The organism is Geomonas azotofigens (genome assembly GCF_018919395.1).
Taxonomy (GTDB): domain Bacteria; phylum Desulfobacterota; class Desulfuromonadia; order Geobacterales; family Geobacteraceae; genus Geomonas; species Geomonas azotofigens.
In genome coordinates this window covers 323,317-346,802 of the sequence record NZ_JAHLME010000001.1, presented here as the reverse complement: position 1 = coordinate 346,802, position 23,486 = coordinate 323,317, and the positions used below count along the sequence as shown (strand labels likewise).

The following is a 23,486-nucleotide window of genomic DNA, read 5'->3' as shown; positions in this document are numbered from 1 at the left end:
TCTGTTTTTTCAATTGGATGCTGCCGCGATTGGCAGGAACGGACAATTCGACAACATATCACAACGTCACTGGTGAATCATAGCTTTTTTTGAATGACAAAACTGTCATCTTCCGCGGCTGTAGCGGGTTTTCAGCATCAGTTCCAGCACACAACGGAGTGCGGAAAATTTGGTATACGCGGTTACGTTTACAACTGTTTGGTGCTAGTCTTTGCCAATGGTTACTTCACTGCTCTCCACTGACGATCTCACACAGGCCCGGGCGCTGCTCGAAGCAACCGGCCTGCAGTTCGAGACACCCTATGACGACCTGGTCGGCATCTTCGAGGCCGGCCGGCTGGTCGCCGTCGGCGCGAGGCAGGGGCGCACCCTGAAAATGCTGGCGGTGGCGCCGTCGCACCAGGGGGGGACCCTCCTGGACGAGGTGGTGACCGAGCTGGTCGGGCGCGGCTACCAGGAGGGGGTCGATTCCTTTTTCGTCTTCACCTCGCCCGCCCTGGCCCCCAACTTCGAGACCCTCAACTTCAACCTTCTCGCCGCTTCCGGCAAGACCGCGCTTCTCGAGTACGGCGACGGCCTCAAGCGCTACCTCGCCCGCTTCACCCGCCTCATCCGCCCCGGCAACAACGGCGCCATCGTCGCCAACTGCAACCCGTTCACGCTGGGGCACCGTTACCTGGTGGAAAAGGCCGCGGCCGCGGTGGACCAGCTCTTTCTCTTCGTGGTGCGCGAGGAGCGCTCCCTGTTTCCCTTCGGGGCGCGCATGCGCATGGTGCAGGACGGCACCAGCGACCTGGCCAACGTCACCGTGGTCGACACCTCGTGGTACGCCATCTCCAGCATCACCTTCCCGACCTACTTCCTCAAAGACGGGGACCCCGGCGGGGCCATCCAGATGGAGCTCGACCTCATGCTCTTCGCGCAGCGCATCGCGCCGCACTTCCTCGTGAAGACCCGTTTCGTGGGGAGCGAGCCCCTGTGCGGCACCACCGCCGCCTACAACGAGACCATGCACCGGGTCCTCCCCCCCCTGGGGGTCGACGTGCGTGAGATAGAGAGAACGAACGCGGACCAGCAACCGATATCCGCCTCCCGGGTGCGCGAGATGCTCCTGCGCGGCGAGCTGGAGGGGATCGCGGAGCTGGTGCCGATGAGCACCCTGGATTTTCTCCTTTCCAGCGAGGGGATCAAGATCTGGGACAAGGGAGGAGCTAGATGAAGATCGTGAAGAAGGCGCAGGCCGGGACCATGCAGTCCAGCGACCTGATGGTGTTCCTGGAGCCGGCCGAGACGCTGAACGTGACCATAGAGTCGACGGTCCTGAAGCAGTTCGGGGCGCTGATCCGGGCCAAGGTGGACGAGGTACTGGCAAAGCACGGCGTCGACGCGGGAGAGGTGCGCATCACCGACCGCGGGGCGCTCGACTACGCCATCGAGGCGCGCCTGGAGACGGCGATCATGCGGGCAACGGAGGGGTAAATGGAAGGTCTCTGGTACAAGGAGTGCACCAACGGCAGGCGCTTCATCATCAAGATCACGCCGGGGGAGAGTCTCACCACCCGGCTTTTGCAGTTCGCCCACCTGACCGACGTGCGCTACGCCATGATCGTCTCCGCGCTTGGGAGCGTGAAGAACGTGCGCCTGAGGGGGATCAAGACCGGCGCCAAGCTTCCCATCACCGCGCCGCGGGTCACCATCCACGACATCGAGGGGCCGTGCGAGCTGTTGGGGCTGCAGGGGAACATCGTTCCCGGCGAGCAGGACCTCCTGGACTGCCACTTCCACATCATGATGTCCAAGTCATCCGGTGAGGTGGTCGGCGGTCACCTCTACGACGCGGAGGTCTTCGCCACCTGCGAGATCGTCCTCACCGAGCTCGACGTCTCCGGCGTCGAGCGTCACGTTTCCAAGGTCGGGGGGATCCCCACCATCTACATCGACGAGGAGGCGCCCTGATGGCCGGCTTCAAACTGCGACGCTCCCTGCTCTACGTCCCGGGCAACATGCCCTCCATGCTCCAGAACATCCCCATCTTCAACTGCGATAGCGTCATCATCGACCTCGAGGACGCGGTCCCCCTCTCCGAGAAGGACGCGGCGCGCCACCTGGTGCGGCACTTCCTGTTGAACTACACCGACCGCAACAAGGAGCTCCTGGTCCGCATCAACCCGCTCGACACCAAGTGGGGCTACGAGGACCTGAAGGTGGTGCTCCCGGCCATGCCCGACGGCATCCGGCTCCCCAAGGCGGACACCCCCGAGATCGTGGAGCGCCTGGACACGCTCTTGACCGAGTTCGAGGAGGAACTGGAGGTGGAGATCGGCCGCTTCGGCATCCTGCCGTCCTTGGAGAGCGCGCTCGGCGTCATCAACGCCGTCGGCATCGCCAACAGCTCCGAGCGCATCTTCGCGCTCGCCTTCGGCGCCGAGGACTACACCGCCAGCATGGAGATCGAAAGAAGCCGCGGCGGCGAGGAGCTCTTCAACGCCCGGACCCGGGTGCTCTGGGCCGCCAAGGCCAAGGGGATCCAGGCGGTGGACACCATCTTCGCCGACGTCTCCGACATGGAGGGGCTCCGGAACGAAACCGAGCTTGCCAAGAGGCTCGGCTACACCGGCAAGTGCCTGGTCAACCCGCGCCAGATCGAGGTGGTGCACGACGTCTTCGCCCCCAAGCAGCACGAGGTGGAGTACGCCCTGCAGGTCATCGAGGCGATCCAGCGGGCGCGTCAGCTCGGGACCGGCGTCATCGCGCTGGGGGGCAAGATGGTGGACGCCCCGGTGGTGAAGCGCGCCGCCCGCGTGCTGCGCACCGCCTACGCCCATGGCATGGTGGACACCCTGATCGACGAGGAGGCGATACATGGCGCTCAATAGCCTGGGACGGGAGATCCCGGAAAACTACGCGGGAAAACCGCTCATCCCTTACGGCGACCCTTTCGCCATCCGGCCGCGGGGAACAGTGGCGGCCCGCCCGCTGAAGCGCATGAACCCGGGCGAAAAGAAGCTCCTCTCCTCTTTGCGGGAGGCGATCGAGGCGAGCGGGCTCAAGGACGGCATGACCATCGCCACGCACCATTCCCTGCGCAACGGGGATTTCCTCTTGAACCGGATCGTCGCGGAGATCGCGGCCATGGGGCTCAGGGGGATCTGGATCGCCTCGTCCTCGGTGCACCCGGTGCACGCCGAGATCATCCCGCACATAAAAAGCGGCGTCATCGCCGGTTTCCAGTGCGGCGTGAACGGCCTGATCGGAGAGATGGCCACCAAGGGGGAGATCTCCTGCCCCATCGTGGTCAGGACCCACGGCGGCCGTGCCCGCTCGGTCATCGAGGGGAGCGTGCCCATCGACGTCGCCTTCATCGCGGCGCCGTGCTGCGACGAGTACGGCAACATGAACGGCTACTACGGCCCCTCCGCCTGCGGCAGCCTGGGCTACGCCCAGATCGACGCCACCTACGCCTCCCGCGTGGTAGCGGTCACCGACAACCTGGTCCCCTTCCCGGTGGTCCCGGTCAGCATCCCGCAGACCCTGGTGGACTACGTGGTGGTCGTGGACCGGCTCGGCGACCCGGCGAAGATCGTCTCCACCACCACCCGTGTCACCACCGACCCGGTCGGGCTGCAGATCGCGAGCTACGCCGCGCAGGTGATCGAGGCGGCGGGCCTGTTGCGGGACGGCTTCTCCTTCCAGACCGGCTCGGGCGGCATCTCGCTGGCCGTGGCCGAAAAGGTGCGTAGCGCCATGCGCAAGGGCTCCATCAAGGGGAGTTTCGGCTGCGGCGGCATCACCGGCTACTTCGTGGACATGCTGGAAGAGGGGCTCTTCTCGGCGCTCATGGACGTGCAGTGCTTCGACCAGGAGGCGGTGCAGTCCATCGGCCGTAACCGCGCCCACCAGGAGATCAGCGCCGACATGTACGCCAACCCCTTCAACGCCGGGGCCGTGGTCAACCGGCTCGACTGCGTCATCCTCGGCGCCACCGAGGTCGACACCTCCTTCAACGTCAACGTGAACACCGAGTCCAACGGCTACCTGCTGCACAACACCGGCGGGCACTCCGACACCGCTGCCGGCGCCAAGCTCTCCATCATCGTGGCTCCCTCAATCCGGGGGCGGCTCCCCATCGTCAGGGACCGGGTCACCACCATCACCACGCCGGGCGAGACCATCGGCGTCGTGGTCACCGAGCGCGGCATCGCGGTGAATGACAAACACACCGAACTGAAGGAGGAGCTGATCAGGAGGAAGCTCCCGGTCAAGGAGATCGGGGAATTGCAGCGCGAAATCTGCCGGGTGACCGGAACGCCGCGCCCGCTGGAGTTCGAGGACGAGGTGGTGGCGGTGATCGAGTACCGGGACGGGAGCATCATCGATGTCGTCAGACGCGTTAAGGAATAGCCTCCTCGCTGCGCGCGACGGGCGCCAGGCGCTTTTGGACGGGCTCTTCCCGACCCCGTTCCCGGCCACGGTGATGCTGTCGCTGAACCTGCCGGGGGCGGAGAAGACCGGCCCGTACGCGGAGCGGCTCTTCGCCTGGGGGGAACGGGAACTCCTCTCAGCCCTGAAGGTGACGCCCGCGTTCTCCGGCGCGGACGCCCTGGGGCCGTTCGCCCTGTACCGCACCCGGCTCCAGGCCACCCAGGTGAAACGGCTGGGGATGGCGCTGGAGGCGATGCACCCGGCCGGACGGCTTCTGGATCTCGACGTCTACGACCATGCTGGCCGCCAGGTCGGGCGCGCCGAGCTCGATATCGCCCCGCGCAGCTGCCTGATCTGCCGCGAGCCTGCGCTCGCCTGCATCCATGCCAAGCGTCACAGCAGCGAGGAACTGGTGCTGAAGGCACGGGCGGTGATCGATGCCATCTGAGCTGAGGAGACTGGCAGATAACCTGGTGCGCGGCGCCTTCCTGGAGCTCTACCTGACCCCCAAGCCGGGGCTCGTCGACCTAAACGATGCCGGCTCCCACCACGATCTCTCCATCAGCCGCATGGAAGCATCCCTGGAAGTCCTCTCCGGATATCTTTGCCGCCTGGCCGAATCGCTGGCGCGGGGCGAGGAACTTTCGGCCCAGGTGCGTTTAGGAGTCGAGGCCGAGCAGGCGATGCTGGAGCGTGCCGGCACCAACTGCCACAAGGGGTACATCTTCTTGAGCGGGCTGTTGCTGGCGGCGGCCGCCCGGTCGCATGGGGCAGGGGAGGCGGCGCTCAGCGCAGCGGTCACCGACGTCGCAGCGTGCATTTTCGACCGGACGCAGCAAGGCGACAGTAACGGCAGCCGCGCCTGCAACAGCTACCACGCCCGCGGCATCCGGGGGGAGGCCCTGGACGGACTCCCGGCGCTGTTTAGGGAAGCGCTCCCCGCTTTTCGCCGCGAGCTCGCCGTCGGCAACAGGGGGAGCGCGGTGTACGCCATGCTGGGGCGCCTCATGGCTACCGTCGAGGACACCACGGCGTTGCACCGCTGCGGCAGGGACGGGCTGGCCACGGTCAAGGAAGATGGCCGGGCCCTGGAACGGTTGGTCGAGCAGCGCGATGACTTCATGAGTTTTCTGTCCGAGCGCAACGAGCACTACGTGAGCCGCAACCTCACCATGGGGGGAGTGGCCGACCTCCTGGCCCTCTCCTTTGCCTGGCTGAGCCACACCGGCGAACTGGAGCCTGCCCCGCGCTCGCGCCGCTGTTTGACAATGGCCGGTTAATGATCTTTAATTTCGCCTATGGCTCATTACAGCGTGACCCATAGCGTGATCGCCCTCTTCGTTTTCCTCTGCAGCGCCGCACCCGCGGCAGCCGCTGCCGACTACTCCACCGCACCCGCACCCCAGCATTGCGAAAATTCCGTGGCGGAGGCCGCCGGTGCCCCGCGCATCAGCGCCGACGTCCCCCTACCGACCTGGCATTGGCGCAGGGCCGGTGCCCTGAACTACCTGGGTGTGGCCGCGCTCGGCGCGGGCGCCATCTATGTCGAGAGCGCGCATGGCGATCCGGATCCCAAGTGGAAGGGGACCAACGGCTTTGACGAGTCGGTGCGCGATGCCCTGCGCCTGCGCTCGCAGGGGGCACGCGAGGTGGCACACGACGTGGGGGACGCGCTCATGTACGGCCTGATCGCAGCGCCTGTGCTCGACTCCTTCGCCACCCTCGGAATCCGCGACGGTGCCTGGGACACACTTTGGCAGACCGAGATGGTCAATCTCGAGTCCTTCGCCTTCACCTCCTTCGTCTCCTCCCTTGTGCAGAACCTGGTGGCGCGGGAGAAGCCCTTCGTGCGCAACTGTCGTAACGGCGTCTGCGAAGGGGACCAGCCCAATCGAAGCATGCCCAGCGGCCACGTCGCCTTCGCCTTTACCGGCGCAGGCCTGGTCTGCAACCACCACCAGTACCAGGGGCTCTATCGCGACTCCGACGCCGACCGAGCCGCCTGCTGGGCCGGGATGGGGCTCGCGGCTGCCGATGGCATCGCCCGCATCATGGCCGACCGCCACTACGCCACCGATGTGGTGGCAGGCGCCGCCATCGGCCTCTTCTCGGGCCTTCTACTCCCCCGCCTGCTGCACTACAACCGTCTCGACAAGCCAAAACCTGAACAACGAACGAGCAACTCCGTCATCAAGGGCTTCACCTTCCGACCGGTGCTTTCCCCCGGCAGCGCGGGTCTCGCCTGCGATATGAGGTACTAGCCATGGACGCAAGCAAAAGGCACGCGGGACCCGGTTGGCATCCCTGGGAGAGGGCACGGGCCGGGGCGCTGGCCGCGCTACTGGGCACCACGCTCCACGAGGGGGTAAAGGTGCTCGGCGTCGGTTGCGGCGACGGCGACCTTTGCCGCACCATTTTCGGCGGGCTGCGGCACAAGGAGGTGGCGGCGGTCGACCCGGATCTTGCCGAGGCGCGCCTAAGGGAACTGGAGTCCGAGCCGGGTGTCAGCTACGGCCGCGAGTTTCCCCCCGGGCGCAACAGCTACGACCTGACCCTGATCGTGGACGTGCTGGAGCGGGTCGAGGATGACCGGGGCTATCTGAAGCGGGTGGTGCGCCAGCACGTCGCCGCCAAGGGGCGAGTCTTGGTCACCGTTCCCGCCTTTGACGCCCTCTACAGCGGACAGGACTGGTTTCGGGGCAACTACCGGCGCTACCGGCTGAGGCAGGTGGAACAGCTCGCCTGGAGCGCGGGGCTGGTCGTGGTGAGCTCCGGGTACCTGTTCGGCTCGTTGCTCATTCCGAAGTTCCTGTCCTCCCGGCTTTACCATTGGGGCAGGGTGCGGGACCGCGGCCGCTGGCGGTGGGGGCGGCTCCTCGCCTGCGCGGTCGGCAGGGTGCTGGAATGGGACAACGCGGTGATGATCGCGCTGGCGCGGGTGGGCATCCTCGTGCCGGGAGCCACCGCGTGGGCCTTGTGCGAGAACCGGCGTAGCGGCAATTGACACATTGTTTTAATTTGACAGCAGGCTTGCTGATAACGTATACAGATTTAACAAAATTACCGGGGGTTACTTGGGCATGGGTGTTTCATCAGAACAAACTGCCGGTTCGGAGCCCACCACACAGAGGACGGAAAAGTACATGCTGAATCTGAAACCGGAGGTTGTAGCCCAGCTCGAGCGCGTGCTCAGCTCAGTCGAAATGTTGCTTCCCAGGGCGGTCAGGGCCGTCAACTGGGCCACCTGCCCCGCCGCCAACTGGCGTCGTCATTCTTTCTCGGGATACCTGGAGGCGGTCAAGGTTACCGACCAGACCAGGCTCGACGACCTGTTGGGGTGCGAGAAGCAGAAAGAGATCATGGTGCACAACACGCGCCAGTTCCTGAAGGGGCTCCCGGCCAACAATGCGCTCCTGTGGGGTTCGCGCGGCACCGGCAAATCCTCCATGGTGAAGGCGCTTCTGAACGAGTACGCCTCCGAGGGGCTGCGTGTCATCCAGGTGGAGAAGGAAGACCTGATCTACCTCTCCGAGATCTTCAGCGCGGTCGAAGACCAGCCCTACCGCTTCATCCTTTTGTGCGACGACCTCACCTTCGAGATCGGCGAGCTCTCCTACAAGATGCTGAAAAGCGCCCTGGACGGCTCGGTGTACTCGGCCCCGGAGAACGTGCTCATCTACGTCACCTCCAACCGGCGTCACCTGCTGCCCCAGTACAACACCGACCTCTTGGGCGGCAAGTATGTGAACGGGGAACTGCAGGAGAGCGAGGCTATGGAGGAGAAAGTTTCCCTCTCCGACCGCTTCGGCCTCTGGGTCGCCTTCCACGTCTTCACCCAGGACCGGTACCTCGACGCGGTGCGCCAGTGCGTGGAGCGCGAGGCGAAGGCCCGCAACGTGAGCATCCCCTGGAGCAAGGAACTGGAGCTGGACGCGATCCAGTGGTCGCACGACAAGACCAAACGGTGCGGCCGCACCGCGATGCAGTTCTCCAAAAACTGGGTGGGGCGCTACCTGCTCAACCAAGCCGGCGCCTGATCGCGCTCAACCCGCTCGTTGTAAACACGGCGCGCTCCCATCGGGGGCGCGCTTTTTTTGTTTCTTCAATAAATCTGGTAAAGGCCGCATCCCCGCCTTCGTTGGCCGCAACTACGGGCGTGTAGGCCCCGTTACGGAAAGGGAGTCCCGAGCGCACCCTTTCCCGCAACTCCGCGATGATCGTTGGTGGAAGGGGTGCACAAACCTGACGGCTCGCTGGAAGAACTTTTTTTTTCATGTGCGGCGGGAACCGTCGGTTCTAAGGTGTTAAAATTCCATTTTCTGTAAAGGTGCATCGCACGGATGCTTATACCGTTATTACCTTGACAATTGGCAGTTCTGCATATATATAACAATTCGAATATATCTTGATTTCATATTCTGACTATGCCGGCAAGGAGGTGTTCCGGGTGAATCATAGGTTGCTAGCGCTCATTGCTCTGCTGGTCGCGTCGTACGCGGTGCCCGCCTTCGGCGAGGTGGTCTCGCTGCCGGAGGCGGTGAAGCGCGCCCTGCAGAGCAACCACCTGCTCAAGGCTGCCTCCCTTGAGCGTGGCGCGGCGGAGCAGGACGTGGCGTCCAGCCGGAGCCGTTACCTGCCCCGCGTGGCGCTGGAAAGCGGCGCGGTCCTCTCCAACACGCCAAGCGCGGTCTTCATGATGAAGCTGGACGAGGGGCGCATCAGTCCCGCCAGGGATTTCGCCCGTGACACCCTCAATAACCCCTCGCCGCGCGGCGATTTCAAGACCGCGGTGACCTTGGAACAGCCGCTGCTCGATTTTGGCATCACCACCGGCGTGGCCCTGGCCGGGAAAGGGTCCGAGGCGGCAGCGTTCTCCGAGGAGGCGAAGCGCGAGGAGATCGCCTTCCGCGTCTACCTGGCGTACCTGGGGGTACGCAAGGCGCTGGCCTACCGCGAGGTGGCCGACCAGGCGCTTCTGAACGCCCGGGAGCATGACCGTCTGGCGGCGGTGCGCGAGAAGGACGGCATCGGCCTCAAGTCGGATCGGCTCAGAACCGCGACCTTGGTGGCCCAGGCGGAGCAGCGGGTGATCTCGGCGAAAAACGACCTGCTGCTCGCTCGCCTGAGGCTCAACCTGGTGGTCGGCGGGCCGCAGGGGGAGCCGCTGGACGTGGCGGAACTCCCCAGGCTGGCCGAGCCGGCCCAGGATGCCGAGCAACTGATCGCCCTGGCTCGGCAGAACCGCCCGGACCTGAAGTTGGCCGAGAACTCGGAGCAGCGCGGCGAGCTGGCGGTCAGGCAGGCCCGAAACGCCTATCTCCCCACCCTGTACGCGCGGGGGAGCTACCAGATCAACGACCGGGACGTCCCCTTGGGGATGGACAAGGATTCATGGACCGTCGGCGTCAACCTGCGCTGGGACCTTTTCGATGGCGGCAAGCGTTCTCATGACAAGGAGAAGGCGGAGCTCGTGCGCCAGAGCGCGGCAGAAGTGCTGGAAAACGAGCGCAGGGAGGTGGCGCTGCAGGTGACCGAAAGCGTGCTGCACCGCCAGGAGGCGCGCCTGAAGCTGGAGAGCGCGCAGTCCGCGGTGCGTGACGCAGAGGAGGGCCGGCGCCTGGTGACGCTGCGTTTCGGCAACGGGCTGTCCTCCCTGGTGGAGGTGATGGACGCGGAGAGCGCGCTCACCCAGGCCCGCGCCAACCTGGTGGAGGTCGAGAACGGGCTCGAGGCGGCGACGGGAGAGATCTACTTCCGCGCCGGCGTATTTGTGAAGGAGGTTCTGCGATGAGAACATACCGGGCGGCATTGGTCGCCCTCGTGATAGCGAGCGGCTTTGGCTGCGGCAAGAAGGAAGGGCACAGTGTCGCACCGGCACCGCCGCCGGTGGTGAGGGGCGTCACGGTGCAGACCATCGCGGCGGAGGATCTGCCGGACGTCCAGGAGGCGGTGGGGACGGTGCGGGCACGCAACAGCGCGCAGGTCGCGGCGAGGATTCCCGGGAGCGTGAGCCGGGTCTTCGTGCGCGAAGGTGACCGGGTCGGGCGGGGCACGTTGCTGGTTGCCATCGAGGCGGTGGAAAGCGGCGCCGCCGCCGCCGGCGCGGCATCCGGTGCCGAGGAGGCGGCGCGCGCCCTCTCCGAGGCGCAGGCGCAGAAGAGGTTGGCCGACGTCACCTTCGACCGCTACTCCCGGCTCTTCGCGGAGCAGGCGGTGACCCGCCAGGAATACGACACCAGGAAGACCGAGCAGGAAGTGGCGACGCAGGGTGTGGCGAGGGCCGAGGCGCGCCTGGCCCAGGCACGGCAGGGTGCCAAGGCCGCCGGCGCCGTCGCCGGGTACGGCAGGGTGGTATCACCGATCGCCGGCGTGGTGGTCGCCAAGCAGGTCGAGGCGGGGCAGACCGTGTTCCCGGGGACGCCGCTTGTGACCGTCGAGGGAGACGAAGGGTTCCGCCTGGAAGTGGCCGCTCCGGAGACGCTTCTGGGCAAGGTGAAGGCCGGTGACCAGATCGGCATCGCGGTGGAGGGGGCGCCGGCGTCCGGCCGTGTCTCCGAGGTGGTCCCGGTGGTGGATCCCGCCACCCGCACCTTCACCGTAAAGGTCGATCTCCCCTCCCGTGGGCTTCGTTCCGGCAGTTACGGCAAGGCGTTCTTCAAGACCGGTTCCCGCAAGGGGGTCGCGGTTCCCGCGGCCGCCGTCGTGCAGCGCTCCTCGCTCACCTCGGTGTGGGTGGTCTCCCCCGAGGGGGTGGCCCGCCTGCGCCTGGTCAAGCCGGGGCGCGCCCAGGGCGGACGCGTGGAGATCCTCTCCGGTCTCGCCCCCGGCGAGAAAGTGGTCACGGCAGGCCTCGACAAGATGGTGGACGGCGCCAAGGTACAGTAGGCGGCTGGACCTCTGGTTCCGGCGCATTCCCTAACGCAGCTTCCCCCACCCCCCGCCCCCCGCCCGCAAGGGGAGGGGGCGGTAGCTCCAGCGTCACATCCGGTCACAAAAGGCATCATTGGAGAACGCATGAACAACCTCGGCTTCGCGGGGAAGATTGCCCGCGCTTTCATAGATTCCAAGCTGACGCCGCTCATCGTGGCGGCTTCGCTCCTGATCGGGCTCTACTCGGTTATCGCGACGCCGCGCGAGGAGGAGCCGCAGATCGTGGTCCCCATGGTGGACATCTACCTCCCCATGCCCGGCTCCTCCCCGAAGGAGGTCGAGGAACGGGTGGTGACCACCTTCGAGAAGAAGATCTGGGAGATCAACGGCGTCGAGTACATCTACTCCGCCAGCCGCCAGGGGATGGGGATCATCACGGTCCGCTTCCTGGTGGGCGAAAGCATGGAAGACTCCCTGGTCAAGCTCTACAACAAGGTGATGAGCAACCGTAACCTCCTCCCTCCCGGCGCCGGGGAGCCGCTGGTTGTCTCTAAGTCGATCGACGACGTCCCGATCCTCTCGCTCACCCTCTGGTCGGACCGCTACGATCACAACGCCCTGCGCCGCGTGGCGCGCGAACTGTGCGACGACCTGCAGAAGGTGGACAACGTCGCCCACTCCGAGATCAAGGGGGGACTGTCGCGCGAACTGAAGGTGCAGCTCGATCCGGCCCGACTTGCGTCGTACGGCCTGACCCCGTTGGCGGTGATGGGAGCGCTGGAGAAGGGGAACGTATCGCAGCGTGCCGGCACCTTCGCCTCGGGCAACCGGGAGTACAGCCTGGAGGCCGGCGGCTTCATCGCCGATCCCGCCGATGCCGGTCGCCTCGTGGTGAGCGTCAAGGACGGCCGCCCGGTCTACCTCTCCGACGTCGCCACGGTGACCGACGGGGTGCAGGAACCCAAGGACTACGTCTTCTTCGGCCTCGGCCCGGCGGCGGCCCACAAGGAGCTGAAAGGGGGCGCCGCGGACTACCCGGCGGTCACCATCGCCATCGCCAAGAGGAAGGGGGCTAACGCCACCTGGGTGGCCGAGGACCTCCTGAAACGGGTCGAATTCCAGAAGGGTAAGCTGATCCCCTCCGAGATGCAGGTCACCGTTACCAGGAACTACGGCGAGACCGCCAAGGACAAGAACGACGAACTGTTGTTCCACATGTTCCTGGCCGCCATCTCGGTCACCATCCTGATCGCGGTCTTCATGGGGTGGCGCGCCGGCGCGGTGGCGGCCATCGCGATCCCGGTGACGCTCGCGCTCACCATGTTCATCTTCAACCGGATCGGCTACACGCTGAACCGGATCACCCTGTTCGCGCTGATCTTCTCCATCGGCATCCTGGTGGACGACGCCATCGTGGTGGTGGAGAACATTCACCGCTACTTCACCACGACCAACTTCAAGCCGCTGGAGGCGGCGGTCCGGGCGGTGGACGAGATCGGCAACCCGACCATGCTGGCCACCCTGGCGGTGATCGCCTCGATCCTCCCGATGGGGTTCGTGGGGGGGCTCATGGGGCCGTACATGCGGCCGATACCGGTCGGCGCTTCCATGGCCATGGTGTTCTCGCTTTTGATCGCCCTGACCGTCACCCCCTACTTCGCCTACCGGTTCATGAAGGGGGAGTCGCACTACGGTAGCGAGGCCGCTCCCGAAGAAACGTGGATGACCCGTTTCTACCGGCGCATGATGGGGCGGCTCTTACACGACACCAAGGTGCGCCACGGCTTCCTCGCCATGGTCGTCATCCTGCTGCTCCTCTCCTGTTCGCTCATCTACTTCAAGGCCGTCACGGTCAAGATGCTTCCCTTCGACAACAAGAGCGAGCTGCAGCTGATCGTCGACGCGCCGGAGGGGACCACGCTGGAGGAGAACGCGCGCATGGTGGCCGAGCTCGGCGACGCACTCAGGAAGGTGCCCGAGGTGACCGATTTCCAGAGTTACGTCGGCACCAGTTCCCCCTTCAACTTCAACGGGCTGGTGCGCCACTACTACCTGCGCCAGGGGCCGAGTGTCGCCGAGATCCAGGTCAACCTGGAGAGCAAGGACGAGAGAAGCAGCCAGTCGCACGACATCGCGAAGAGGATCCGCCCCACGCTGAAGGCGATCACCGACCGTTACGGCGCGCGGCTGAAGGTCGCCGAGATCCCGCCGGGACCGCCGGTCCTCTCCACCTTGGTGGCCGAGGTCTACGGCCCGAACCAGCAAAGCCGCGTCGATATCGCCAGGAAGATACGCGACATCTTCAAGCAGACGCCGGGCGTGGTCGACGTCGACTGGTACCAGGAGGACGACCAGCCTACCCTGCGCTTCGAGGTGGACCGCGAGAAGGCGGCGCTGTCGGGCGTCGATGCGGCCCAGGTGGTGCAGACCCTGAAACTCGCGGTGGGGGGGACGGACGTCGGGCTCATGCACGTGCCGCAGGAGAAGGAGCCGGTCCGGATCAACCTGCGCCTGCCGGTCGGCTCCCGAAGCGACGTCTCCTCCCTCTCCTCGATCTACGTCGCCGGGAGCAAGGGGAACGTGCCGCTTTCCGAGCTGGTGCGCGTGGTGCGCGGGGTGGAGGAAAAATCCCTCTACCGGAAGAACATGAAGAGCGTGGTGTACGTGATCGGGGACGTCGCCGGGGTGATCGAGGCGCCGGTCTACGCCATCCTGAAGATGCACAAGGATATCGACAATATACCGCTTCCCGGCGGCTACCACATCGAGCAGCGCGCCGCTTCCCAGCCCTGGAGCGAGGAGCGTCCCGGCATCAAGTGGGACGGCGAGTGGCACATCACCTACGAGGTCTTCCGCGACCTGGGCGCCGCCTTCGCGGCGGTCATGGTGCTCATCTACGTGCTGGTGGTGGCCTGGTTCCGCGACTTCACCACGCCGCTGGTGATCATGGCGCCCATCCCGCTCACCCTGATCGGCATCCTGCCGGGTCACGCCATCATGGGGGCTTTCTTCACGGCGACCAGTATGATAGGCTTCATCGCCCTGGCCGGGATCATCGTCAGGAACTCCATCATCCTGATCGACTTCGCCGAGCTGCGGCGACGGGAGGGGATGGCGCTGGACGAGGCGATCATCGACGCCGGCGCGGTCCGCTTCCGCCCCATGCTCCTCACCGCCGCTGCGGTCGTGGTGGGGAGTTTCGTGATCCTGTTCGACCCGATCTTCCAGGGGCTCGCGCTGGCCATGATGTGCGGCGAGATCGCCTCCACCACGCTTTCCCGGATCACCATCCCGATCCTGTATTTCATGGTGCAGTCCTGGAAGGAGAAGCATAAAAAGCAGGTCGAGGTTGAGGTTTAGGTTGAGAATAAGCTAGCATGTGTGCGACGGGTAAGGTCGGTAGAGGTCTTCTTAACCTAAACCTCAGCCTTAACCTGCCTTTAGGAGGTTTTAGTGTTCTGGTTGCGAAAGAATGTTGCTGAAAAAGTGAACGGCGAGTCGGTGGCCGAGAAGGTGGCCAACGAGGCGGAGGGGTTCTACCGCTCCGGCAAGATGCACTGCGCGGAGGCGGTGCTCGCCGCTGTGAAAAACGAGTTCCTGCCCGAGGCGGGAGACGAACTGGTGCATCTGGCTTCGGGGTTCGGGGGCGGCTCCGGTGCAGGCTGCATCTGCGGCGCGGTGGCCGGCGGCACCATGGCCATAGGCCTCGTGGTCAAGGACCGCAAACTTTCCGCCGCCCTTACCAAGGAACTGCACCACTGGTTCAAGGAGCAGTACCGCGTCACCTGCTGCAAGGCGCTCACCGCCGACGGCAAGAAGCGCTGCGTCGAGTTCACCGCCAACACGGCGGGCAAGGTCGCCGAGCTGCTGCAGCAGAAACAGTAGCCAAAAGGGAGGTTCGTATGTACATCGACAGACTGTTGAGGCTCATCGCCGGCACCTTCACCCTGATCTCCCTGGCGCTGGCCCACTACCACGATCCGCGCTGGCTCTGGTTCACCGCCTTCATCGGGTTGAACCTGCTCCAGTCGGGTTTCACCAACTGGTGCCCGATGATGACCATTCTGGACAAGCTGGGGGTGCCCAAGCTCCCGCCGGCGGAGTGCCGTAAATGATCTGCCGCATCAAGGTCCTCTGCGACAACACCGCCGGGGCGATTTCCGGAACGCTCGGCGAGCACGGCTTCGCCGCCCTGGTGCAGGCGGGGGACCAGGCGCTCCTCTTCGACACCGGCGGCGGGCACACGCTTTTGCATAACGCCCAGCGCATGAACGTGGACCTGAAGAGCGTGGAGCAGGTGGTCCTCTCCCACGGGCACTACGACCATGCCGGCGGACTGTGGCCCTTGTTGCAGGCGGCCGGTCCCAAGCGGATCCTGGCGCACCCGGAGATCTTCACCCGGCGCTACGTGCTGCGCGAGGGGAGCACCCGTTCCGTCGGGATCCCGTACTCCGAGGAGTTTCTCGCCGGGCTCGGGGCGAGCTTTTCCTACAGCGACGCCTTCCGCGAGGTGCTGCCAGGTGTTTTCCTGACCGGGGAGGTCCCGCGCGGCACCAGTTTCGAGGAGGGGGACGCCGGACTTTTCTGCGACGAGGCCGGCTGCCAAAGGGACCTGGTGACGGACGATCAATCCCTGGTCATCGTGACGGAAAAGGGGCTCTTGCTGCTTTTGGGGTGCTGTCATGCCGGGGTGGTGAACACCCTGGAATTCGCGCGGGAGAAGACCGGCGTGGAGCGGGTCTACGGGGTCGTCGGAGGCTGTCATCTCGCCTTTTCTCCGCAGCCCCAGATCGACGCCACCATCAAGGCCCTGAAGCGTTACGGGTTGAAGAAGATCTGTCCCGGCCATTGCACGGGCTTCCATGCCGCCGCGCGGCTCGCCACCGCGTTCCCCGGCGGCTTCAAGCAGATGCAGGTGGGATACGTACTGGAAGTAGATTAGTTCACACGACAAGAGAGGTTCATTTCATGAGATTCATCGCCGTACTGTTTTCCGTATTGATGCTGACCGCTTCCCTTTCGCAGGCCGTGGGCCCCGCCAACGTCTCCTCCAAGCAGGCCCAGGCGTTGCTGGCCAAGAACGCCAAGTTGGTGCTTCTGGATGTGCGCACCCCGGACGAGTACCGGCAGGCGCACCTGAAGGGGGCGCAGCTGATTCCGTTGGGCGAGCTGAACCGTCGGGTGCAGGAGATCCCCCGTGACCGGCCGGTGCTGGTTTACTGCGCCGTGGGTGCCCGTTCCTCCACCGCCGCCAGCTTCCTGGCGTCCAAGGGGTACCGCGACGTGTACAACATGACCGACGGCATCGTTGGCTGGTACAAGAACGGCCTGCCGCTGCAGATGGGTCGCTAGCCGCTTTTCCCCCTCCCCATCCCTCCCCCTCCGGGGGAGGGAGCCCCGGGTCTCTCCCCCTCCGAATTTTCCACTGTTCCCGTAATTCCCAAAAATTGCCATCACTCCCATAATTCCCATCCACGCCCACTCTGGTAAACTTTTGCCGTTCTTTTGGCTCAAGCTATGCAAACAGGTTCCGATAAGCAAAACAGCGCTTTGAAGCTGGAGGTGGCATGCAGGAGGAACGCGAAAACCTGGCGGCGCGTCTGCTGGAGGAGGTCGACTGCGGGACGGTCTACCTCGACGCCGGCGGCAAGGTGCTCTTCATCAACCGGAAGGCGGAGGAGATCCTGCACGTCGAGCGCGCCAACGTCCTCGGCAAGCGGGTGGACATGCTGCCGCTGCGGACGCCGATCTACCGCGTGCTGAGCGAGAACGCGCAGGACGAGCCGGTGGAGGTGAGCATCGACGGTGCCGTGATCCAGGTCCGTTCAAGTGCGCTGGGAGGGGCCTCCCTGGAAGGGGAGCTCTTCCAGCTGCGCGACATCAGCCAGGACAAGAAGGAAAAGCGCCAGCGCGAGGAGTTCGTGGCCATGATGACCCACGACCTCAAGTCGCCGCTCACCGTGATCATGGGGTACATGCAGGCGCTCATGGGGGAGATGCCCGCCAAGATGGACCCCTCGCTGCACCTCTTCGTCAAGGAGATGGACAAGAGCGCGGTCAAGATGCTCTCCATGATCGACGACGTGCTGGACGCCTACCGGCTGGAGGCGGGGCTTTTGCAGATCGACCGCCAGCCCTGCGATGCCCAGGCCCTCCTCGAGGGGTGCTGCCGCGACGGTGAACAGGAGGCGGCGGTGCACGGCTCCTACTTCTTAAGCGATATCTGCGACGGGATTCCGCCACTGGAGCTGGACGCCAAGCAGATCACCCGCGTTTTCGCCAACCTGATCGGCAACGCGGTGAAGTTCACCCCCAGGCGCGGCACCATCAGCGTCACCAGCACGCTCGAGGGCGATTGCCTGCTGGTCCGGGTCAGCGATACCGGCATAGGCATCCCCGAGACCGAGCTGCCGCGCATCTTCAACAAGTACTTCCGCGCCTCCGGCGCCCAGGGGTTCAAGGGGACCGGGCTCGGGCTCACCATCAGCAAGGCGATCGTGGAGGCGCACGGCGGCAGTATCCGCGTCGAGAGCAGCGCCGGCAAGGGGAGCTGCTTCTCGGTCCTTTTGCCGCTGCATAACGAACGGTGCACCTTCAAGTCATGATTTAAGGGTTAAAGTTCCCGGCATTGGGCGCCGATTAGGCAGTCATCGGGCCCGCCCGCCGCGCCCGAACCGAAAGAAGCCGCCCTGTGCGCGCACAGATAACATCCAAGGAGGAGAACAGCATGGGCAACGTATTGATAGTGGACGATTCCTCGACCATGAGAAAGATCATTTCCCGCAGCCTGCGCCAGGCGGGGCTCGCCATCGACGACATCTACGAGGCCGGCGACGGTATCGAGGCCCTCTCCACCATGGAGGGGAAAACCATCGACCTGATCCTCTCGGACATCAACATGCCCAACATGGACGGGCTCGAATTCATCAAGTGCGTCCGCGGCAAGGGGGTCAACACCCCGATCGTCATGATCACCACCGAGGGGGGCGAGGACATACTCAAGGAGGCGATCAACAACGGCGCCAGCGACAGCATCAAGAAGCCGTTCACGCCGGACCAGTTGAACGAGAAGCTTGGAGGACTTTTATGATGTCCCTGAATCAGGAAATCGCAGCCGCGACACACCTCGAGGAGGCGGACCTGGCCAGCTACGTCATCAACGCCACCAAGGAGGTGTTCGAGACCATGGTCATGATGGCCCTCGAGGACAGCTATCCCCTCAAGGAGCCGGTCACCTCCTTCCACTGCTCGGTCACCGGCATGGTCGGCCTGGCGGGGACCTACACCGGGATCCTCTCCATCCACTGCCCCCGGCACCTGGCACTCAGGATTACCTCCAACATGCTGGGGATGGACGTGGACGAGGTGGGGGAGGACGTCAACGACGCCCTGGGCGAGATCGCCAACATGCTGGGCGGCTACGTCAAGCAGATCCTCTCCAAGGGGGGGCTGGACATCAACCTCTCCATCCCGACCGTGATCTCCGGTGAGGACTACACGGTCAACTCGATGGCCGACAGCGACTGCGTCATCATCCCCTTCACCAACGAGGGTGACCGCTTCCTGGTCGGGCTGAAGCTCAGGAAGGAAGTCTAGGCGGTACGGTAATGGCTGCATTCGAAAAACTACAATCCATGTTGGACGCCGCCATGAGGCAGGCCGGGGAGGAGAGCAGCATGCTCCTGGGCCAGAGCATGTCCGTGGCCGCCTCCGACGTCCTCAACACCAACCGCAAGAGCTACCTGGGTGACGAGGACAACCCCATCTACGTGGTGGGCGTGGAGTCGCGCGAGGCGTATCCCGGCTTCTTCTACCTCCTCTTCGCGCTGGGCGACACCATCGTCATGAGCTCCATCCTCTTGGGGATCCCCGGGCCGAGGATCCAGGAGAAGCGCCGGCTTTCCATCCAGGAACCGGACGACGTGGACGCCTTCGGCGAGATCGCCAACCAGATCATCGGCTCCTTCAACTCCGTGTTCCAGCCCAACCTGCCGGACAAGGTGCACCTGAAGCTCCTCCCGCCGCAGAAGTACGTGCCGGGGACCGACCCGCTCACCGACGAACTACCCTTCCCGGACGGCGAGTACCTGATGTACCGTGCCCCCCTGCAGATCGAGGGGCACGAGATGAACATGGTGGACATCCTGATCCCCCACCCCCTGGCCAACCTCTTCGACCCGCAGCCGGAGGAGGCTGCGGTCGAGGCCGCGCCCGAGGCCGAGGCGGTGGCCGAGGAGGGCGCCGCTCCGCTTCCCTCAATCCTGGTCCTCGGCGACGACCAGGTGCGCCAGGAACTGGTCCAGGAACTGGCCGACAGCGGTCTCAACCTCATCGACGCTCCGCTGGGGGCCGACCTCCCCGGGCTCTTCGCCCAGGGTGACGTCCGCGCCGCCGTCATCTGCCTCAAGCAGACCTCCGACCGCGACCTGGCCATCTGCAAGCGGGTGGTGCCGATGGTGGACCGCAGCGGCGGCGCCGTGCTCCTCTCCGCCCCGGAATGGACCCGGACCGCGGTGCTGAAGGCGCTCAAGGCGGGGGTTAAGGGGGTGGTGATGCCCCCCTTCGCTCCGCACGAGCTCGCCGACAAGCTGGAGAAGATCCTGCACCACTGACAGGCGAGTCAAAAAAACATCCCCTGCCTCCGATTTTTTGACTGGCCGGCCCCCCACGACGCCTTCCCGGCGCCCCGGAAAAATCTTCCCGAGATAAAGTGCCGTAGTGACAACTGGTTAGCGCGCCGGCGCTTCCGCGCGCCCCTACGGCATGGCTTTTGCCTTGCAATCCCTCATGACCTTCACGCCGCGCATACCCGGCCCCGGGCTTCTCCTGGGGCTCGTCACGATACTGCTCGCCTGCGCCCTGCCGCAAAGCGCCCTGGCGCAGCGGGAGAACCGCCTGTTGCGCATCGCGGTGCACCCCCACCAGGGGTACACCAGGGTCAACCTCTCTTTCCAGTCCCCCCCCGACTACACGCTCCGGGTCCTGTCCGGGCGGGTCAGACTCGAGGTGCGCGGGGCCGATTCCCCCAGCTTCAAGAAACTGCGTGCCCTGAACGACAGGCAGCTCGCCGGGGTCACCACCTCGCAACTGCGCGGCGTGCTGAGCGTCTCCATCCCGGTGCGCGAGGCGGAACCCGGGGTCCAGGTGGTCTCCTGCGCCAACCCGAGCGTGCTCTCGCTGGACATAGGGCCGGGCGTCAAGCGGGCGGCGCGGGTGGACATCGCGCCGGGGCGTGAGCCGATCCTCTCCGGCACCGAGCGCTTCGTGCGCGATTTCGACGCCGATCCCGGCGGCGTTCCCTTCGCCCCCACCGACGGCAAGGTCCTGAAAGGGCTCCTCCCCGAGGGGGAAGCGCTCCTGTTCCAGCAGGGGGAAAGCCTCCTGTACCGGGACCGCGCCGAGGAGGCGGTCAACGTCTTCTCCATGTTCACCAACAAGGCCGCCGGCCCCAAGGCGCTGGCCTGCTACCGGCTCGGCGAGGCGCTGGAGCGGCTGGGGCGGCACCAGGATGCCCTGTCCTATTTCCGGCAGGGTGAGGGGCTCTGGCCCCAGTACCTGGAGCAGGCGCCGGAACTCTTGCAACCATACTCCGACGCGCTGGCCGGGACCGGCAACTTCCCCGCCGCCCGCGCCATGCTGCTGCGCCTCATGGACCGGTACGTGGGCACCCCCTACCAGGCGGAGCTCTTGAACCGCCTGGCGGACCTCCTCGAGCGTAACGGCCAGAAAGAGGCGGCCCTGGCCATGTACCGCAGCGTGGTGGTCTACTCGGCCGGGAGCCCGGCGGCCGGCAGGGCACGCCTGAAGCTCGCCGACCGCGAACTGTTCACCCTCTCCCGCGACCGCTACCAGGAGCTGCTGGCCAAGTACCGGGCGGTCTACCAGGAGCCGGGCGATCCCGCCTCGCGCGACGAGGCCCTCTTCAAGATGACGCTGCTCCTCTCGCTCTACGCCTCCCCGAAAGAGGCGCTGGAGACCGTGGTCACCTACGATCGGCGCTACCCGCGCGGCATCTTCAGCACCATCATCAAGAAGATGCGCGAGGAGATCCTCCTCCCGGTGTACCAGGAGACCGCCGCCGCCGGCGACGAGCAGGGGCTGGTGCAGCTCGCCCTGGACAACCGGGAATACCTGGCCCGCTGCTTCGGCGATCCCGGCTTCGCCGAGAGGATCGCGCAGGCCTTCCAGAAGACCGGCGCCACCGCCAAGGAACTGGAACTCTTCGGTTACCTGCAGCAGAAGAACTGGGCAGCCGGCAGCGCCCCCTTCCTCCTGTCACGCATGGTGGACGACGCCGTCGCCTTGGGCAACGTGGCGCTGGCCGAGGCGACCGCCCGCGACTTCCTGGCCCGCTTTCCCCGTGATGCCCATCTAGGGCGGGTGCGCGAGCAGCTGGGGCGGCTTGCCTTCGAGCGGGGCGATCTCCCCGGCGCGGCGGCGCAGCTCGCCTTCCTGGGCGCCAAAGGGGCCAAGGCGCAGCTGCCGGAGAGCGAATATTACCTCGGCAAGGCGCTCGTGGCGGCCAAGAACCACGGCGGCGCGGTGCGCAGCCTGTCCCGATACACCGCGGCGGCGAAACAGGATGACCCGTTCCTCCCCGACGGCTACTTCACCCTGGCCACGGCGCTTGCCGCCGGCCACGATTACCAGCGGGCCCTGGCGGCCTGCCAGGTGGGGGGCAGCATCGCCTCCGGCGAGATGAGCGGCCAGTTCCTCTACAAGACCGGCGAGCTGCAGCTGCAACTGGGCGAGGTGCGCCAGGCCAGGGCGAGCTGGGACAAGGCGGCCGGGCTCGGGGGGACCTGGGGCAAGCTCGCCGGCGAGGCGCTCAACGACCTGAACTGGCGCATGAAGATCGCCGGACAGCTCCCTTGACGGTGTCAAAAAGATGACCCGGCCGAGTTCCCGCGGCGTAACTTGCCGATAACAGGGGGCGGCCGTGGGTGGTACGCCTTTTGCTGTTGCAGCTTGGCGACCAAGGAGGAAGAAATGCCAGTACAAGGATTATTCGGGACAACCGTGGAACTTCTGGGCAAGACCCTGGACCTGAGGGCGAAGCGCCAGACCATGATCTCGGCCAACCTCGCCAACGTGGAGACGCCGGGCTATACCAGCACCGACATCTCCTTCGAAGGGCAGCTGAAGAGCGCCCTGAAGGGTGGACCCAGGGCCGGTTCGGTGACCCACCCGCGCCACATCCCGCTCAAGGGGGCCTCGGCCGCCTCGCTGGAGAAGGTGCAGGGTGACGTGGTCGAGGTGAGCTCCCGCAACATGGCTCCCGACGGCAACGGCGTGGAGATGGAGACCGAGATGGGACGCCTGGCCGAGAACCAGATCATGTACAACGCCAGCGTGCAGATCCTCACCAAGAAGTTCGAGGAACTGAAGCAGGCCATAAGGGGGACCTTGTAAATGGACTTTTTCACCTCCATGGACATCAGCGCCTCGGCCCTCGCCGCCGAGCGCACCCGGATGAACCTGATCTCCTCCAACCTGGCCAACGTCAACTCCACCAGGACCGCGGAGGGGGGACCGTACCGGCGCAAGGACGCGGTGTTCACCGCCACCCCGGTCAAGGAGGGGAACTCCTTCGGCGCCGCGCTTTCCCGCGCCAACGAGGCCAGGAGCGTCCAGGTGACCCAGATCAACGAGGACCAGAGGCCGCCTAGGCTGCAGTACGAGCCGGGGCACCCCGACGCGGACGCCAACGGCTACGTGGCCTATCCCAACGTCAACGTGGTCGAGGAGATGGCCGACATGATCACGGCCAGCCGCAGCTACGAGGCGAACATCACGGCGACCAATGCAGCCAAGAGCATGGCTTTGAAGACGCTCGACCTGCTGCGCTAGGTAACGGAGGTTATACATGGAAATATCGGCACTTACCAAGGTAGGCGGACTCTCCCAGGCTTTTCCCGCCCAGGAGTCGCAGGGCATCCAGGGGACGCAGGGCAACCCCGCCGCCGGTTTCGGCAAGTTCCTGGAGGAAATGGTCTCCAAGGTGAACGAGCAGCAGGGTGCTGCCGACCGTTCCATCCAGGGGCTCGCGACCGGCGAGAGCAAGGGGCTGCACGAGGTGATGCTGGCGGTGGAAAAAGCGAGCATCTCCTTCCAGATGCTGACCCAGGTGCGCAACAAGGCGGTCGAGGCGTACCAGGAGATCATGAGGATGCCGGTTTAACAGGGTAAGGGGA

The 23,486-nt window shown here is 65.3% G+C and carries 25 protein-coding genes; all 25 read left to right on the top strand.

Annotated elements, in window-relative coordinates:
* Positions 1–217: 217 nt before the first annotated feature.
* The 25 genes from citC to fliE all read left to right on the top strand — a co-directional run bounded on the left by citC (position 218) and on the right by fliE (position 23,473).
* Complete coding sequence (gene citC / locus KOL99_RS01540) at positions 218–1,219, top strand: [citrate (pro-3S)-lyase] ligase (RefSeq protein ID WP_216508738.1); 1,002 nt, start codon at positions 218–220, stop codon at positions 1,217–1,219.
* The gene (gene citD / locus KOL99_RS01535; RefSeq protein WP_216508737.1) at positions 1,216–1,479 is read left to right on the top strand and encodes a citrate lyase acyl carrier protein; all 264 of its coding nucleotides are present in this window, start codon (positions 1,216–1,218) and stop codon (positions 1,477–1,479) included. Before citC ends, citD begins: the two co-directional genes overlap by 4 nt.
* Complete coding sequence (locus KOL99_RS01530; RefSeq protein WP_216508736.1) at positions 1,480–1,956, top strand: PPC domain-containing DNA-binding protein; 477 nt, start codon at positions 1,480–1,482, stop codon at positions 1,954–1,956.
* The gene (locus KOL99_RS01525; protein WP_199395796.1) at positions 1,956–2,876 is read left to right on the top strand and encodes an HpcH/HpaI aldolase/citrate lyase family protein; all 921 of its coding nucleotides are present in this window, start codon (positions 1,956–1,958) and stop codon (positions 2,874–2,876) included. Before KOL99_RS01530 ends, KOL99_RS01525 begins: the two co-directional genes overlap by 1 nt.
* Positions 2,863–4,401 carry a citrate lyase subunit alpha gene (gene citF, locus KOL99_RS01520; protein WP_216508735.1) on the top strand — a complete coding sequence of 513 codons (1,539 nt, stop codon included), beginning with the start codon at positions 2,863–2,865 and terminating at the stop codon, positions 4,399–4,401. The genes KOL99_RS01525 and citF overlap by 14 nt, the downstream gene beginning before the upstream one ends.
* Positions 4,376–4,870 (top strand): citrate lyase holo-[acyl-carrier protein] synthase, encoded by a 495-nt coding sequence (locus tag KOL99_RS01515; protein WP_216508734.1) that lies wholly within the window; start codon positions 4,376–4,378, stop codon positions 4,868–4,870. Before citF ends, KOL99_RS01515 begins: the two co-directional genes overlap by 26 nt.
* Positions 4,860–5,702, top strand: a complete 843-nt coding sequence (locus KOL99_RS01510; protein ID WP_216508733.1) for a triphosphoribosyl-dephospho-CoA synthase — start codon at positions 4,860–4,862, stop codon at positions 5,700–5,702. The genes KOL99_RS01515 and KOL99_RS01510 overlap by 11 nt, the downstream gene beginning before the upstream one ends.
* 18 nt (positions 5,703–5,720) lie before the next feature.
* The gene (locus KOL99_RS01505) at positions 5,721–6,683 is read left to right on the top strand and encodes a phosphatase PAP2 family protein (protein ID WP_216508732.1); all 963 of its coding nucleotides are present in this window, start codon (positions 5,721–5,723) and stop codon (positions 6,681–6,683) included.
* A gap of 2 nt (positions 6,684–6,685) precedes the next feature.
* Entirely contained in the window at positions 6,686–7,426 is a 741-nt protein-coding gene (locus tag KOL99_RS01500; RefSeq protein WP_216508731.1) for a class I SAM-dependent methyltransferase, read from the top strand.
* Between the two features lie 139 nt (positions 7,427–7,565).
* Complete coding sequence (locus tag KOL99_RS01495) at positions 7,566–8,459, top strand: ATP-binding protein (RefSeq protein ID WP_216508730.1); 894 nt, start codon at positions 7,566–7,568, stop codon at positions 8,457–8,459.
* A 410-nt stretch (positions 8,460–8,869) separates the two neighbouring features.
* On the top strand, positions 8,870–10,213 hold the full coding sequence (locus tag KOL99_RS01490) for a TolC family protein (protein ID WP_216508729.1): 1,344 nt from the start codon (positions 8,870–8,872) through the stop codon (positions 10,211–10,213).
* Positions 10,210–11,307 (top strand): efflux RND transporter periplasmic adaptor subunit, encoded by a 1,098-nt coding sequence (locus KOL99_RS01485; protein WP_216508728.1) that lies wholly within the window; start codon positions 10,210–10,212, stop codon positions 11,305–11,307. Before KOL99_RS01490 ends, KOL99_RS01485 begins: the two co-directional genes overlap by 4 nt.
* 129 nt (positions 11,308–11,436) lie before the next feature.
* A complete protein-coding gene (locus KOL99_RS01480) occupies positions 11,437–14,652 on the top strand; it encodes an efflux RND transporter permease subunit (RefSeq protein ID WP_216508727.1) in 3,216 nt (1,071 codons plus the stop codon).
* 93 nt (positions 14,653–14,745) lie between these two features.
* Complete coding sequence (locus KOL99_RS01475; RefSeq protein WP_216508726.1) at positions 14,746–15,177, top strand: C-GCAxxG-C-C family protein; 432 nt, start codon at positions 14,746–14,748, stop codon at positions 15,175–15,177.
* Between the two features lie 17 nt (positions 15,178–15,194).
* Positions 15,195–15,407 (top strand): YgaP family membrane protein, encoded by a 213-nt coding sequence (locus KOL99_RS01470; RefSeq protein WP_199390260.1) that lies wholly within the window; start codon positions 15,195–15,197, stop codon positions 15,405–15,407.
* Complete coding sequence (locus KOL99_RS01465; protein WP_216508725.1) at positions 15,404–16,234, top strand: MBL fold metallo-hydrolase; 831 nt, start codon at positions 15,404–15,406, stop codon at positions 16,232–16,234. Before KOL99_RS01470 ends, KOL99_RS01465 begins: the two co-directional genes overlap by 4 nt.
* 26 nt (positions 16,235–16,260) lie before the next feature.
* Positions 16,261–16,644 carry a rhodanese-like domain-containing protein gene (locus KOL99_RS01460; RefSeq protein WP_216508724.1) on the top strand — a complete coding sequence of 128 codons (384 nt, stop codon included), beginning with the start codon at positions 16,261–16,263 and terminating at the stop codon, positions 16,642–16,644.
* A gap of 215 nt (positions 16,645–16,859) precedes the next feature.
* Positions 16,860–17,897 (top strand): sensor histidine kinase, encoded by a 1,038-nt coding sequence (locus KOL99_RS01455; RefSeq protein WP_216508723.1) that lies wholly within the window; start codon positions 16,860–16,862, stop codon positions 17,895–17,897.
* Between the two features lie 122 nt (positions 17,898–18,019).
* Positions 18,020–18,382, top strand: a complete 363-nt coding sequence (locus tag KOL99_RS01450; RefSeq protein WP_216508722.1) for a response regulator — start codon at positions 18,020–18,022, stop codon at positions 18,380–18,382.
* Positions 18,379–18,888 (top strand): chemotaxis protein CheX, encoded by a 510-nt coding sequence (locus KOL99_RS01445; protein ID WP_407931841.1) that lies wholly within the window; start codon positions 18,379–18,381, stop codon positions 18,886–18,888. Before KOL99_RS01450 ends, KOL99_RS01445 begins: the two co-directional genes overlap by 4 nt.
* An 11-nt stretch (positions 18,889–18,899) precedes the next feature.
* On the top strand, positions 18,900–19,904 hold the full coding sequence (locus KOL99_RS01440) for a response regulator (RefSeq protein ID WP_216508720.1): 1,005 nt from the start codon (positions 18,900–18,902) through the stop codon (positions 19,902–19,904).
* 175 nt (positions 19,905–20,079) lie between these two features.
* Positions 20,080–22,167, top strand: a complete 2,088-nt coding sequence (locus tag KOL99_RS01435; RefSeq protein ID WP_216508719.1) for a tetratricopeptide repeat protein — start codon at positions 20,080–20,082, stop codon at positions 22,165–22,167.
* Between the two features lie 114 nt (positions 22,168–22,281).
* On the top strand, positions 22,282–22,704 hold the full coding sequence (gene flgB / locus KOL99_RS01430) for a flagellar basal body rod protein FlgB (protein WP_216508718.1): 423 nt from the start codon (positions 22,282–22,284) through the stop codon (positions 22,702–22,704).
* The gene (gene flgC, locus KOL99_RS01425) at positions 22,705–23,142 is read left to right on the top strand and encodes a flagellar basal body rod protein FlgC (protein ID WP_216508717.1); all 438 of its coding nucleotides are present in this window, start codon (positions 22,705–22,707) and stop codon (positions 23,140–23,142) included.
* 16 nt (positions 23,143–23,158) lie between these two features.
* Positions 23,159–23,473, top strand: coding sequence for a flagellar hook-basal body complex protein FliE (fliE, locus tag KOL99_RS01420; RefSeq protein ID WP_216508716.1), 315 nt, complete (start codon positions 23,159–23,161; stop codon positions 23,471–23,473).
* Positions 23,474–23,486 lie beyond the last annotated feature (13 nt).